9 protein-coding genes are annotated in these 12,133 nt (G+C 61.5%); 8 read left to right on the top strand and 1 reads right to left on the bottom strand.

Annotation, left to right across the window (positions count from 1 at the left end; translation table 11 throughout):
• Positions 1–22: 22 nt before the first annotated feature.
• The 4 genes from rng to tldD all read left to right on the top strand — a co-directional run bounded on the left by rng (position 23) and on the right by tldD (position 7,719).
• Positions 23–1,480, top strand: coding sequence for a ribonuclease G (gene rng / locus CKW07_RS11475; protein ID WP_095145008.1), 1,458 nt, complete (start codon positions 23–25; stop codon positions 1,478–1,480).
• Positions 1,481–1,549: 69 nt separating this feature from the next.
• The gene (locus CKW07_RS11470) at positions 1,550–5,353 is read left to right on the top strand and encodes a YhdP family protein (RefSeq protein ID WP_095145007.1); all 3,804 of its coding nucleotides are present in this window, start codon (positions 1,550–1,552) and stop codon (positions 5,351–5,353) included.
• Positions 5,354–5,411: 58 nt separating this feature from the next.
• Positions 5,412–6,260 (top strand): carbon-nitrogen hydrolase family protein, encoded by an 849-nt coding sequence (locus CKW07_RS11465; RefSeq protein ID WP_095145006.1) that lies wholly within the window; start codon positions 5,412–5,414, stop codon positions 6,258–6,260.
• Between the two features lie 16 nt (positions 6,261–6,276).
• Complete coding sequence (gene tldD / locus CKW07_RS11460; protein ID WP_095145005.1) at positions 6,277–7,719, top strand: metalloprotease TldD; 1,443 nt, start codon at positions 6,277–6,279, stop codon at positions 7,717–7,719.
• A 48-nt stretch (positions 7,720–7,767) separates the two neighbouring features.
• On the opposite strand, the gene yjgA is transcribed toward tldD, so the two are convergent.
• Positions 7,768–8,292 carry a ribosome biogenesis factor YjgA gene (gene yjgA / locus CKW07_RS11455; protein ID WP_095145004.1) on the bottom strand — a complete coding sequence of 175 codons (525 nt, stop codon included), beginning with the start codon at positions 8,290–8,292 and terminating at the stop codon, positions 7,768–7,770.
• A gap of 108 nt (positions 8,293–8,400) precedes the next feature.
• Here yjgA and pmbA point away from each other — a divergent pair, with 108 nt between their 5' ends.
• The 4 genes from pmbA (at position 8,401) to CKW07_RS11435 (ending at position 12,133) form a co-directional block, all read left to right on the top strand.
• Positions 8,401–9,747 carry a metalloprotease PmbA gene (pmbA, locus tag CKW07_RS11450; protein ID WP_095145003.1) on the top strand — a complete coding sequence of 449 codons (1,347 nt, stop codon included), beginning with the start codon at positions 8,401–8,403 and terminating at the stop codon, positions 9,745–9,747.
• Positions 9,748–9,903: 156 nt separating this feature from the next.
• Positions 9,904–10,299, top strand: a complete 396-nt coding sequence (locus tag CKW07_RS11445; RefSeq protein WP_095145002.1) for a FagA protein — start codon at positions 9,904–9,906, stop codon at positions 10,297–10,299.
• Positions 10,292–11,668, top strand: coding sequence for an aspartate ammonia-lyase (locus CKW07_RS11440; protein ID WP_095145001.1), 1,377 nt, complete (start codon positions 10,292–10,294; stop codon positions 11,666–11,668). Before CKW07_RS11445 ends, CKW07_RS11440 begins: the two co-directional genes overlap by 8 nt.
• A 27-nt stretch (positions 11,669–11,695) precedes the next feature.
• Positions 11,696–12,133 (top strand): hypothetical protein, encoded by a 438-nt coding sequence (locus CKW07_RS11435; RefSeq protein WP_095145000.1) that lies wholly within the window; start codon positions 11,696–11,698, stop codon positions 12,131–12,133.

The raw sequence follows: 12,133 nt of genomic DNA, 5'->3' as shown, positions 1-12,133 counted from the left end.
CATGCCTGAACGAGACCTTGCCATGAGTGAAGAGATTCTGATCAACATCACGCCGATGGAATCGCGTGTGGCGGTGGTCGAAAACGGTGTCCTGCAAGAAGTGCATGTCGAGCGCACACAAAAGCGCGGGATCGTCGGTAATATCTACAAAGGCAAGGTCGTGCGGGTGTTGCCGGGCATGCAGGCGGCGTTCGTCGATATCGGCCTGGACCGCGCCGCGTTCATCCACGCTTCGGAGATCTCCCTGCGCGAAGGCCCGGCGGTCGAAAGCATCAGTGCCCTGGTCCACGAAGGCCAGAGCCTGGTGGTGCAGGTCACCAAGGATCCGATCGGCTCCAAGGGCGCCCGTCTGACTACCCAGTTGTCGATTCCTTCACGCTACCTGGTGTACATGCCGCGCACGGCGCACGTCGGTATTTCGCTGAAGATCGAAGACGAAGCCGAGCGCGAGCGCCTCAAGCAGGTGGTCACCGATTGCGTAGCCAAAGAAGGCATCAAGGAAGCGGGCGGCTTCATTCTGCGCACCGCGGCCGAAGGGGCGGGTGCCGATGAAATCCTGATGGACATCCGCTACCTGCGCCGTCTCTGGGACCAGATCGGGGCACAGATCAAGACGGTGGGTGCCCCCAGCGTGATCTACGAAGACCTCGGCCTGGCCCTGCGCACCTTGCGCGACCTCGTCAGCCCGAAGATCGAGAAGATTCGCATCGACTCCAGGGAAACCTTTCAGAGAACGACGCAGTTTGTCGCCGAACTGATGCCGGAAATCGCCGATCGCCTGGAACACTATCCGGGCGAGCGACCGATTTTTGACCTGTATGGCGTCGAAGACGAGATTCAAAAGGCGCTGGAGCGCAAGGTTCCACTCAAGTCCGGCGGTTATCTGGTGGTCGATCCGGCCGAGGCGATGAGTACCATTGACGTCAACACCGGTGCGTTCGTCGGGCACCGGAACCTCGAAGAGACTATCTTCAAGACTAATCTGGAAGCAGCGACGGCCATCGCCCGGCAACTGCGCCTGCGCAACCTGGGCGGGATCATCATCATCGACTTCATCGACATGGAAGATGAAGAACACCAGCGCCAGGTACTGCGCACTCTGGAGAAGCAACTGGAGCGTGATCACGCCAAGACCAACATCATAGGGATTACCGAGCTGGGCCTGGTGCAGATGACCCGCAAGCGCACGCGCGAAAGCCTGGAACAGGTGTTGTGCGAGCCCTGCAACAGTTGCCAGGGGCGGGGCAAGCTCAAGACCCCGGAAACCGTGTGCTATGAGATCTTCCGAGAGATCCTGCGCGAGGCGCGCGCCTATCAGGCCGAAGGCTACCGTGTACTGGCCAACCAGAAAGTGGTGGACCGGCTCCTGGATGAAGAGTCGGGTAACGTGGCCGAACTTGAAAGCTTCATTGGTCGAACCATTCGTTTTCAAGTGGAAACCATGTACTCCCAGGAACAATACGACGTGGTGTTGCTCTGAGTCGGGGTGTATCACTAATGACGGCTGGCCTGCGCTCGCCGCACGCGTTCGCTATGGGAGCCCACTGACATGGAGCGTCTGATCCGCATTTTAGGCGCGCTGACTCGCTGGGGCCTGGGGCTCAGTGCGTTGCTGCTGGTGCTGGTCGCACTCTACGTCAACCTCGGTCGCGAGCTGGTTCCGCTGGTCGCCGAGTATCGCGCCGAGGTCGAAAGCAAAGCCCGTGACGCGCTGGGCCTGCCGTTGCGCGTTGGCAGCCTCGAGGGCGGCTGGAGTGGCATGGGGCCGGTCCTGATGGCCCATGACGTGGTGGTCGGCGAGGGTGCCAACGCCTTGTACCTGGATCAGGTCCGGGTCGTGCCGGATGTCTGGACCAGCCTGTTGTCGCGCGCGGTGCGGATCGAACACCTGGAACTCAATGGCCTGAAGCTCAGCCTCAAGGAAGGCGCGGACGGTCAATGGGCGCTGGAAGGCCTTCCGGTGCAGCAGAACCAGCCCCTGGACCCCGAGCGACTGCTCAACCAGATGCAAATGGTGTCCCGACTGTCGGTGCTCGACAGCCAGGTCACCTTGCAACCGCTCGACCACAAGCCGCTGACCCTGACGTATGTTGGCCTGACACTTAAAACCGGTGTCAGCCGCCAGCGTCTCGACGCACGGTTGACCTTGCCCGATGGCCAGCCACTGGCCATGAGCCTGCGCAGCCGGATTCGCGCCAGTGAGTGGAAAGACGCGCAAATCGATGCCTACCTGAGCCTGCCGCAAAGCGATTGGTCGAAGTGGTTGCCGGAGCGGGTGACCCAGCAATGGAATTTTTCCGAGATCAAAGCCGGTGGCGAGTTCTGGGTGAACTGGGGCCAAGGGGTGCTGCAAAGCGCAGCGGTGCGTCTCAATGCCCCGCAACTCAAAGGTGCTTACGCCGAGCGCAAGCCGATCCAGATTAACAACCTGGCACTCAATGGGTATTACCAGCGCAGTGCCGAAGGGGCGCAGATCACCCTGGATTCTCTGGCCATGAGCCTGGGCGAGACCCGCTGGGAAACCCGCTTGCAGGTGCGACAGACGAGGCCGACGGAACAGATTCGGGAGCTCTGGCACCTGGAGGCTGATCGCCTTGACCTGACACCGCTCACCCCGCTGCTCAATGCCTTGGGCCCATTGCCCGAGGGTGTTGCAACGGCGGTCGAACGGCTCAAATTCACCGGCGCCTTGCGTAATGTATTGATCGACGTGCGGCCCGAGGCGACCGATGACAGTAAGTTCAGCTTCGCGGCTAACCTGGAGCGCGTTGGTTTTGATGCCTACTACGGGGCTCCGGCGGCCCGCAACGTTTCCGGGAGTATCAGTGGCGACCTCGGTCAGGGCGAGCTGCGCATGGACAGCAAGGACTTTTCCCTGCACCTGGACCCGATCTTCGCCAAGCCGTGGCAGTACATACAGGCCAATGCGCGGCTGACCTGGAAACTCGACAAGCAAGGCTTCACCCTGATCGCTCCGTACCTGAAGGTGCTGGGCGAGGAGGGCAAGATTGCCGGCGACTTCCTGATCCGGCTGTATTTCGATCCCGCCCGGGAAGACTATATGGACTTGCGGGTCGGACTGCTGGAGGGGGACGGGCGCTATACCGGCAAGTACCTGCCGAAGGTCTTGAGCCCGGCACTGGACGAGTGGTTGCGCACGGCGATTCTCAAGGGCGCGGTGGACGAAGGATTCTTCCAGTACCAAGGGTCGTTGAGTCATGAAGCTACCGACACGGCGCGCAGCATCAGCCTGTTCTTCAAGGTCCACGATGCCGAGCTGGCCTTTCAGCCAGGTTGGCCGCACCTGAGCAAGATCAGTGGCGATGTGTTCGTCGAGGACAGCGGCGTGCGGATTCTGGCCAGCCAGGGCCAGTTGCTCGATACCCAGGTGCGGGATGTCACCGTCAATATTCCCCATGTGCCCGCCGGGCAGAACACCCATATGTTCATCGACGGCGCCTTCGCCGGTGGGCTGGGCGATGGCCTGAAGATCCTTCAGGAGGCGCCGATCGGCACGGGATCGACCTTTGCCGGCTGGCAGGGCGAGGGTGATCTGCAGGGCAAGTTGAAGCTCGATATCCCTCTGGACAAGGGGGAAGAACCGAAGATCCAGGTGGATTTCAAGACCGCCAAGGCACGCCTCAAACTCAGCGAGCCCGAGCTTGAGCTGTCTCAGCTCAAAGGCGATTTCCGTTTTGACAGTGCCAAGGGGCTGAGCGGGCAGGGGATTACCGCGCGCGCCTTCGATCGGCCGGTCAGTGCGCGGATAGTTGCCGAAGGGAGCCCGGGTAAGCTCAATACCCGGGTCACCGCCGACGGGAAGGTCACGGTGAAGAAGCTCACCGAGTGGCTGAAAGTCACTCAGCCGTTGCCGGTCTCGGGGGATATTCCGTACCAGTTGCAACTGAGCCTTGACGGCCCCGACAGCCAGTTGATGGTCAGCTCCAACCTCAAGGGCGTGGCGGTCGACTTGCCAGCGCCGTTCGGCATGCCCGCCGAACAAGGTCGCGACACGGTGTTCCGCATGACCCTGCAAGGGTCTGAACGACGTTACTGGTTCGACTACGGCGACCTGGCGGACTTCACCTTCGCCGCGCCAAGCGCCAACTTCGCCGACGGCCGGGGCGAGTTGTTCCTGGGCAGCGGCAACGCAGTGTTGCCAGGAAACAAGGGCTTGCGCATTCGCGGCGTGCTTTCGGAACTGGATGTCGAACCGTGGAAGGTCCTGGTCGATCGCTATGCCGGGAAAGACCCGAGCGGCAGCGCCAAGCAATTGCTCAGTGGCGCCGACTTCAGAGTGGGCAAGCTCACCGGTTTTGGCACCACCCTGGATCAGGCTCGCGTGCAACTCGATCGCAAACCGGCTGCCTGGGCTTTGCAACTCGATAGCCAGCAGGCCAAAGGCACGGTGGGACTTCCCGACGCCAAGGCCGCGCCCATTGCGGTCAACCTGCAATACGTGCGCCTGCCGGCGGCCGATCCTGCGGTGCAGGCTGACGAAAATGCGCCTGACCCGCTGGCGTCCGTCGACCCGACCAAGGTCCCGGCACTGGATATCGCCATTGCCCAGCTGTTTCAAGGTCAGGACCTGGTCGGTGCCTGGTCGCTGAAAGTGCGGCCGATTGCCAAGGGGCTGGCTTTCAACAGCCTGAGCCTGGGGCTCAAAGGCATGCAACTGCAAGGGGCGGGCGGCTGGGAAGGTGTGCCGGGCGCCACCAGCAGCTGGTTCAAAGGGCGTATCGAGGGCAAGAACCTGGCGGATGTGCTCAAGGGCTGGGGCTTTGCGCCTACCGTGACCAGCGAAAAATTTCACCTGGATGTCGACGGGCGCTGGCCAGGATCGCCGGCCTGGGTTGGCGTCAAACGATACTCCGGCAGCCTTGATGCATCGCTGCACAAAGGGCAGTTTGCGCAAGTCGAGGGCGGCGCCCAGGCATTGCGCGTGTTTGGCCTGCTCAACTTCAACTCGATTGGCCGACGCTTGCAGCTGGACTTCTCCGATCTGTTCGACAAGGGCTTGAGTTACGACCGGGTCAAAGGGTTGCTGGTGGCCAGCAATGGCGTCTATGTCACGCGTGAGCCGATCACCTTGACCGGCCCGTCGAGCAACCTGGAGCTCAACGGTACCCTGGACATGATGAATGACAGGATCGATGCCAAGTTGCTGCTGACCTTGCCGCTGACCAACAACCTGCCGATTGCCGCCCTGCTCGTCGGTGCCCCGGCCGTAGGCGGCGCCTTGTTCCTGATCGACAAACTGATCGGTGATCGCGTGGCGCGTTTCGCCAGCGTCAAATACACCGTCAAGGGTCCATGGAAAGAGCCGAAAATCACTTTTGAAAAACCTTTTTGAGACGCCGTTCTCAAGGTCGATGGAGTAGCATGAGCGCATACCCGAAACGGAGTGCGTCATGTCTCTTGCGGTGATTCAAATGGTCAGCCAGAGCGACGTGCTGGCCAATCTGGCCCAGGCTCGGCGCTTGCTTGCACAGGCGGCCGCGGGCGGCGCACGGCTGGCGGTGTTGCCGGAAAACTTTGCGGCCATGGGCCGTGGTGACGTCGCGGATATCGGCCGCGCCGAGGCCGAGGGCACAGGCCCGATTCTTCCCTGGTTGAAACAGACGGCTCGCGACCTCAAGTTATGGATAGTGGCCGGCACTCTGCCGCTACCGCCGGTCGATCAACCCCGGGCCAAATCCAATGCCTGCTCATTGCTGGTCGATGAACACGGCGAGACCGTAGCGCGTTATGACAAGCTGCATTTGTTTGATGTCGATGTCGCGGACAATCGCGGACGCTACCGTGAGTCCGATGACTATGCTCATGGCAATCAGGTCGTGGTGGCCGACACACCGGTGGGCCGGGTTGGTCTTACCGTGTGTTATGACTTGCGCTTCCCCGAACTCTACAGCGAGTTGCGGCAAGCGGGGGCCGAACTGATTACCGCGCCCTCGGCGTTTACGGCCGTGACCGGTGCCGCCCATTGGGATGTACTGATCCGTGCGCGGGCCATCGAGACCCAGTGTTATGTGCTGGCGGCGGCTCAGGGCGGCATACACCCGGGGCCACGCGAGACCTTTGGCCATGCGGCCATTGTCGACCCCTGGGGCCGCGTGCTGGCGCAGCAGGACCAAGGCGAGGCCGTGCTGCTGGCCGACCGCGACAGCAATGAACAGGCGTCCATCAGGGCGCGGATGCCGGTGTCCAGTCACCGGCGCTTTTTCTCGCAGGGCGCCCAGCGACCTGCCTCAGAACGTTGAATTAAGGCGTAAAACCATGAGCGAGTTGTTGTCCTCAGTCAGTGAACATCTGCTAGCGCCGGGCGGCGTGACGATCGAGAACCTGCAAAGCGTGCTGGGAGATCTGGCCGGGCCGGGGATCGATGCCGCCGACCTGTATTTCCAGGGGCAGATTTCCGAGTCGTGGGCGCTGGAAGACGGAATCGTCAAGGAAGGCAGCTTCAACCTGGACCAAGGTGTGGGCGTGCGGGCGCAATCGGGTGAAAAAACCGGTTTTGCCTACAGCAATGCCATCACCCTTGAAGCCTTGGGGCTGGCGGCGCGTGCGGCCCGTTCGATCTCCCGTGCCGGGCAAAACGGTACGGTGCAGGCATTTACCACCCAGGATGTCGCCCAGCTGTACGCGCCCGATAATCCGCTGGAAGTGATGACACGTGCTGAAAAAGTCGAGCTGCTCAAGCGTATCGACGTGGCGACTCGCGCTCTGGATCCGCGTATCCAGCAAGTGACCGTGAGCATGGCCGGGGTCTGGGAGCGCATTCTGGTGGCCTCCACCGACGGCGGCCTGGCGGCGGATGTGCGCCCCTTGGTGCGCTTCAATGTCAGCGTGATTGTCGAGCAGAACGGTCGCCGAGAACGCGGTGGTCATGGCGGTGGCGGGCGTACCGACTACCGCTACTTCCTCGCGGAAGATCGTGCCATGGGCTATGCCTGCGAGGCGTTGCGCCAGGCGTTGGTGAACCTGGAAGCGATTCCGGCGCCGGCGGGCACCTTGCCGGTGGTGTTGGGTTCTGGTTGGTCCGGGGTCTTGCTGCACGAGGCGGTGGGTCACGGCCTGGAAGGCGATTTCAACCGCAAGGGCAGTTCCGCCTATAGCGGGCGCATGGGCGAGATGGTCGCCTCGAAACTCTGCACCATTGTCGATGACGGCACGCTAGCCGGTCGCCGAGGCTCGCTGAGCATCGATGACGAGGGCACCCCGACCGAGTGCACCACGCTGATCGAAAACGGCGTGCTCAAGGGCTACATGCAGGACAAGCTCAACGCCCGCCTGATGGGCGTGGCGCGTACCGGCAACGGTCGTCGCGAGTCTTACGCACACCTGCCGATGCCGCGCATGACCAACACCTACATGCTGGGTGGCGAAAGCGATCCGGCGGAAATCATCGCGTCGGTGAAGAAGGGGATCTACTGCGCCAACCTGGGCGGCGGTCAGGTCGACATCACCAGTGGCAAGTTCGTGTTCTCCACCAGCGAAGCGTACCTGATCGAGGACGGCAAGATTACCGCGCCGGTCAAAGGCGCCACCCTGATCGGTAACGGGCCGGAAGCCATGAGTCGAGTGTCGATGGTCGGTAACGACCTGTCGCTGGACAGCGGTGTGGGGACGTGCGGCAAGGATGGTCAGTCGGTGCCGGTGGGTGTCGGTCAGCCAACCTTGAAAATCGACGCGATCACCGTGGGTGGCACGGGCGCGTAAGGGATGGAGCTTCGGGTGGATTGCCAGGCAACCCACCCGGGACGAGGTTTAACGCAGACCGCGTTGCGTCTCGTCCAGCTCACGGATGTACTTGAAGATTTTTCGGCTGGAGGCAGGAGGCTTGCTTTGCGCAACCTCATGCTGGGCCTGACGGATCAGGGAGCGCAATTGCTGGCGGTCCGCGTCCGGGTAGTCGACGACGAACTTTTCCAGAACGGCATCGTCGCCAGCGATCAGGCGATCGCGCCAGCGCTCCAGGTTATGGAAGCGTTCGTTGTACTGGCGAGTGGAGGCATCGAGTTGATCGAGCAAGACCAGAATGGCGTCAGTGTCCTGATCGCGCATCAGTTTGCCGATGAACTGCAGGTGCCGTTTACGCGCGATGTTCGCGGTGTGCTTGGGCGCATCAGCCAGGGCCCGGCGCAGAGCGTCGGTCAGGGGCAGTTTTGCCAGCAAGTCAGGCTTGAGTGTTGTAAGGCGCTCGCCGAGGTCAACCAGAGCATGCAGCTCGCGTTTGACCTGGGTTTTGCTTTTTTCTCCCCCGTCGAGGGAGTCGTCGTAAGAATCAACCATGGTGGCAGTCCGCAAAGAAACGCCGCCATGATAACCAGTCGGGGGCCGCTTGTCCGGCCCGGTCGCTCGATGGCCTTAACCGAAAGCAGAATTTGAGTGGAGAACAGCATGAGTGCAGTTGAAAGCGTCGGCCCACAAGCGTTACCGGCACTGCAAGAGCAAGTCGAGCAGATCATCGCCGAAGCCAGGCGCCAGGGCGCCAGTGCCTGCGAAGTAGCTGTGTCTCTGGAGCAGGGCCTGTCGACTTCAGTGCGTCAGCGCGAAGTCGAAACGGTCGAGTTCAACCGTGACCAGGGCTTTGGCATCACCTTGTATGCCGGTCAGCGCAAAGGCTCGGCCAGCACCTCGGCCAGTGGCCCCGAGGCGATTCGCGAAACCGTCGCCGCGGCGCTGGCCATCGCCAAGCACACTTCCGAAGACGAACACTCGGGCCTGGCCGATGCCGCCCTGATGGCCAGGGACTTGCCGGACTTCGATCTGTTCCACGAATGGGATATTACGCCTGAGCAGGCGATCGAGAAGGCGCTGGCCTGCGAAGCCGCAGCATTCGCCACCGACAGCCGGATCAAGAACGCCGATGGCACCACCCTGAGCACCCATCAGGGCTGCCGTGTCTACGGCAACAGCCACGGCTTTATCGGTGGTTATGCCTCGACGCGCCACAGTTTGAGTTGCGTGATGATCGCCGAAGCTGACGGCCAGATGCAGCGTGATTACTGGTACGACGTCAATCGCCTGGGCCATTTGCTGGCCGATCCGGTGAGCATCGGCCAGCGCGCGGCGCAACGGGCGGCCAGCCGTCTCGGCGCGCGCCCGGTACCGACCTGCGAAGTGCCGGTGCTGTTTTCCGCAGAGCTGGCGGGTGGTTTGTTCGGCAGTTTCCTGGGGGCGATTTCCGGCGGCAATCTGTACCGCAAGTCGTCGTTCCTCGAAGGTGCCTTGGGGCAGAAGCTGTTCCCGGAGTGGCTGACCATTGATGAGCGGCCACACCTGATGCGTGCCATGGGCAGCTCGGCGTTCGACGGTGATGGCCTGGCGACCTATGCCAAGCCGTTCGTCGAGAACGGTGAGTTGGTGTCCTATGTGCTGGGCACCTATTCCGGGCGCAAACTCGGCATGCCGAGCACGGCCAACTCCGGTGGCGTGCACAACCTGTTCGTCACCCATGGCGACGAAGACCAGGCGGCCCTGCTGCGACGCATGGGACGCGGCTTGCTGGTGACCGAACTGATGGGTCAGGGCCTGAACATGGTGACTGGCGATTACTCGCGCGGTGCAGCGGGCTTCTGGGTGGAAAATGGTGAGATCCAGTTCGCCGTCCAGGAAGTGACCATCGCCGGCAACATGCGCGACATGTTCAAGCAAATCCTGGCGGTGGGTAATGACCTGGAACTGCGCAGCAACATTCGCACCGGTTCGGTGTTGATCGAGCGGATGACAGTGGCGGGCAGTTAACTCCTTACCGTTACACACAAGGGCGCGTTACCCATTGGGTAATGCGCCTTTTTTATGGGCGCTAGGCGGGTCCGCTGTGGGAGCTTGCATGGGCGCTCTTGTGTTGGGTTTTATTATCATATAATAATGAATCTCATTATCGAATGAGCCCGGATCATGAGTTCCGCCTTGCACGAGCAGCCCTACCTCGAAAGCTGGCGCTGGATGAGCCGCCAGATCCGTTGCGCACTGGATGCTGACGAACCACGCCTGATCGAACACTACCTGGCCGAAGGCCGCTATCTGGGCTGTTGCACAGCGACATCGCCCTGGACCATTGCTGAAACCTCATTTCGCTTGCTGCTCGACACGGCGGCCGACACGGCGCTGCCCTGGCACTGGCGCAACCTGTGCCTGGACCAGGCCTGGCGCCCATTGCGTGATCTGGAGCGCCTCTCGTTGTGCAACTGCCGGCTCAAACGCTGGCAGCGCTACACCTGGCAACTGGCGACCTGCGAGTTGCAGCCCTCGATTTCTCTGACTGAACTGGTGCAAGGATTTCCTGATGAGTAACACTCGTATCGAACGTGACAGCATGGGCGAACTGCAAGTCCCGGCAGACGCCTTGTATGGTGCCCAGACCCAGCGCGCCGTGAATAACTTTCCCGTCAGTGGGCAGCGGATGCCGGCCCAGTTCATTCGTGCCCTGATCCTCGCCAAGGCCGCCGCCGCCAAAGCCAACGTCGAGCTCAAGCAGCTGAGCGAAGCTCAGGGCAAGGCTATTGTCGATGCCGCCCAAGGCCTGCTCGAAGGCGACTACATGCCACACTTCCCGGTGGATATCTTCCAGACCGGCTCCGGCACCAGCTCCAACATGAATGCCAACGAGGTGATTGCCACCCTGGCCAGCCGACTGCTCGGCGAACCGGTCAATCCGAACGATCATGTCAATTGCGGCCAGAGCAGCAACGACATCATCCCGACCACCATTCACGTCAGCGCGGCGCTTTCGCTTCACGAGCAATTACTGCCTGCACTGGTGCATCTGGTCCAGGTGATCGAGCGCAAGGCTGAACAGGTTCACCCCTTCATCAAGACTGGCCGTACGCATTTGATGGACGCCATGCCGGTGCGCATGAGTCAGGTGCTCAACGGTTGGGCACAACAACTCAAGGCCAACATCGGCCATTTGCAGAGTCTGATGCCCGCCCTGCAATCCCTGGCTCAGGGTGGCACGGCAGTCGGTACCGGGATCAACGCTCACCCGCAGTTTGCAGCGCTGTTCAGTCAGCAGTTGAGCGCGCTGACCCAGGTGCAGTTCACGCCGGGCAAGGATCTGTTCGCGCTGATCGGCTCCCAGGACACGGCGGTTGCGGTTTCGGGCCAACTCAAGACCACGGCCGTGTCACTGATGAAAATCGCCAATGACCTGCGCTGGATGAACTCTGGCCCCTTGGCAGGCCTGGGTGAAATCGAACTTGAAGGCTTGCAGCCGGGATCGTCGATCATGCCGGGCAAGGTCAATCCGGTGATTCCGGAGGCGACGGCGATGGTCGCCGCCCAAGTGATCGGCAATGACACGGTCATCACGGTGGCGGGCCAGTCGGGAAACTTCGAGCTGAACGTCATGCTGCCGATCATTGCCCAGAACCTGTTGAGCAGCATTGAACTGCTGGCCAATTCCAGTCGCCTGCTCGCTGACAAGGCCATTGCCAGTTTCAAGGTCAACGAGGCAAAGCTCAAGGAAGCGCTGTCACGCAATCCGATCCTGGTCACGGCGCTCAATCCGATCATTGGCTATCAGAAGGCCGCGGAAATTGCCAAGACCGCCTACCAGCAAGGTCGCCCGGTGATCGATGTGGCGCTAGAGCACACCGATCTCACGCTCCGCCAACTGGAAGAGTTGCTCAATCCCGAGAAGCTCACCGCAGGCGGCGTGTAATCACCGCTATCGCTTTGGAGATTCACCATGGAGCATTGGAAACGCACGATCGAAAGGGCCAACCGCTGCTTCATGCTGGGCGAGTTGGTGGATGCCCGCGAGCACTATCTGCAGGCACTGGCGCTGGCCCAGGTGTTGTACGAGCGGTGGCCGGATGCCGACGAAGCGGTCGCTGCCTGCGTGATTTCCCATCACAACCTCGCCGACCTGCATTTACGTCTGAACCAGCCGGAGGAGAGCGCCGAATACTTGTGCGCCATCCATCAACGGCTGTTACAGACCATGCAGGACTCGCGCCTGGTGCCCGCCCTGCGCGAAGCTGCGCTACGCCAAAGCAGCAAGACCTACGTCGAGTTGCTCAATTTCATTAGCGAGCACGGCGAATACCCGCGCACCCACCGTTTGCTGCATATCGATACCGCAGCGCAGCCAACCAGGGCACGCGCTCATCATGGAGTTCATTGA

This window comes from Pseudomonas sp. Irchel s3b6, from assembly GCF_900187415.1.
GTDB lineage: Bacteria > Pseudomonadota > Gammaproteobacteria > Pseudomonadales > Pseudomonadaceae > Aquipseudomonas.
The sequence above is the reverse complement of the archived record's forward strand: the minus strand, read 5'-3'. Positions and strand labels throughout refer to the sequence as shown.

What these genes read in the sequence shown, in the direction of transcription:
- CKW07_RS11435 (WP_095145000.1), top strand. Translation starts at nt 11,696, where the DNA reads ATGGAGCATTGGAAACGCACGATCGAAAGGGCCAACCGCTGCTTCATG.
- CKW07_RS11445 (WP_095145002.1), top strand. Translation starts at nt 9,904, where the DNA reads ATGAGTTCCGCCTTGCACGAGCAGCCCTACCTCGAAAGCTGGCGCTGG.
- pmbA (WP_095145003.1), top strand. Translation starts at nt 8,401, where the DNA reads ATGAGTGCAGTTGAAAGCGTCGGCCCACAAGCGTTACCGGCACTGCAA.
- CKW07_RS11470 (WP_095145007.1), top strand. Translation starts at nt 1,550, where the DNA reads ATGGAGCGTCTGATCCGCATTTTAGGCGCGCTGACTCGCTGGGGCCTG.
- rng (WP_095145008.1), top strand. Translation starts at nt 23, where the DNA reads ATGAGTGAAGAGATTCTGATCAACATCACGCCGATGGAATCGCGTGTG.
- CKW07_RS11440 (WP_095145001.1), top strand. Translation starts at nt 10,292, where the DNA reads ATGAGTAACACTCGTATCGAACGTGACAGCATGGGCGAACTGCAAGTC.
- CKW07_RS11465 (WP_095145006.1), top strand. Translation starts at nt 5,412, where the DNA reads ATGTCTCTTGCGGTGATTCAAATGGTCAGCCAGAGCGACGTGCTGGCC.
- tldD (WP_095145005.1), top strand. Translation starts at nt 6,277, where the DNA reads ATGAGCGAGTTGTTGTCCTCAGTCAGTGAACATCTGCTAGCGCCGGGC.
- yjgA (WP_095145004.1), bottom strand. Translation starts at nt 8,292, where the DNA reads ATGGTTGATTCTTACGACGACTCCCTCGACGGGGGAGAAAAAAGCAAA.